Origin of the sequence: Bartonella sp. AA1HLJMS (assembly GCF_042197445.1) — a bacterium.
Taxonomy (GTDB): Bacteria; Pseudomonadota; Alphaproteobacteria; order Rhizobiales; family Rhizobiaceae; genus Bartonella.
In genome coordinates, this window is record NZ_JBHIRW010000210.1 from 1 (window position 1) to 1098 (window position 1098).

Below are 1098 nucleotides of genomic sequence, written 5' to 3' on the forward strand. Positions count from 1 at the left end.
GCACTGTCGTTGGGTTGGCACATGTGGGAGTAAAGCATATGGGCTGGAGCACGCTTTGGTTCTTGAACGATGGGGGGTTCTTGAACGATGGGGTGTTTGTGAGCAGTGTTGGATTCGTTCCTTTGTTTGTTTTGGAAGGGGTACGGTGTGTGCGTGTACTGTTGGGGTGGTGCTTAAAAAGAATGAGCATTTTTCTTTTCCACCGGCGTGATCTTTGATGTTCTTTCTGTGAGGGGTATTTGATGTCGAACAATGTGATGTTTTGGCTGTTGTCTTGGTTTTTCTGCTTTTTTGCTCTGGCCTTGGTTTTTATTTATAAGGGAGCAAAGCGTCGCTCTGTTACAGAGTGGATGTTTTGGAGATGGGTGGTGCTTTATGGCGCCCTTGCCACCTACCTTGGTTTTGTTTATGTGGGCGTGGGCAGGCGCGCTGTTGATGGGGAGCTGCTCTTGAAGGGGGCGGTGTTTTCTTGCATTTTTGCAACTGTCCTTGGTTTGGTGCATCTGGGCGTCAAGAGTATGCCTGTTGCTTGGCAAGTGTTCTTAAAGGCAGTTATGTTTTGTTGCATGATGGGCTTTATCCTGTGGTTTGCTGCTGTGGGCGTCAGGGATATGGATAGCATAAGGGCGGTATTCTTAAAGGTTTTGCTCTTGTCTTTATTGTTAAAAGTGCTCTTGGGGTTCTTTATACGCGAGCAAGGTGATACGGTGCTACAGAGGTCGTTGCGTGCTTTGAATTTTGTGCTGTTTTTCTGCATTTTGGCACCAATTCTTTGTTTTGCCCGTCTGGGAGCAGAGAATCTAGGGTTGAGCTGGCTTTGGTTCTCGAATGAGAGGGTGTTGCCCTTTATTGTTGGATTTTTTTCTCCTTTGATTTATCAGGGTGTAAGGCGTGCACGTGTTCTATGGGCTTGGTTCTTAAAGTAGGGTGTGTTTTTCTTTTTCATGGGTGTGATCTTTAATGGGCTTGCTGTGAGGGGTATGTGATGTCGAACGATTTGTTTTTTTTGCTGTTGTTGGTGTTTTCCTACCTTTTTATTGTTGTCGTTATTAGTACTTATAAGGTTTCCAAGCGCTTCGATATTTCGTGGTGGCGGGC

At 45.8% G+C, this 1098-nt stretch carries 2 protein-coding genes; both read left to right on the plus strand.

Annotated elements, in window-relative coordinates; genetic code table 11:
* On the plus strand, window positions 1-211 hold a 211-nt coding region (locus ACFIQE_RS10670; RefSeq protein ID WP_375707734.1), incomplete at its 5' end, for a hypothetical protein.
* A 31-nt stretch (window positions 212-242) separates the two neighbouring features.
* Window positions 243-926: a hypothetical protein gene (locus tag ACFIQE_RS10675; protein ID WP_375707735.1), complete on the plus strand. Its 684-nt coding sequence runs from the start codon at window positions 243-245 to the stop codon at window positions 924-926.
* Window positions 927-1098 lie beyond the last annotated feature (172 nt).

Coding starts and splice junctions, on each gene's coding strand:
- ACFIQE_RS10675 (WP_375707735.1), top strand. CDS start 243: ATGTCGAACAATGTGATGTTTTGGCTGTTGTCTTGGTTTTTCTGCTTT.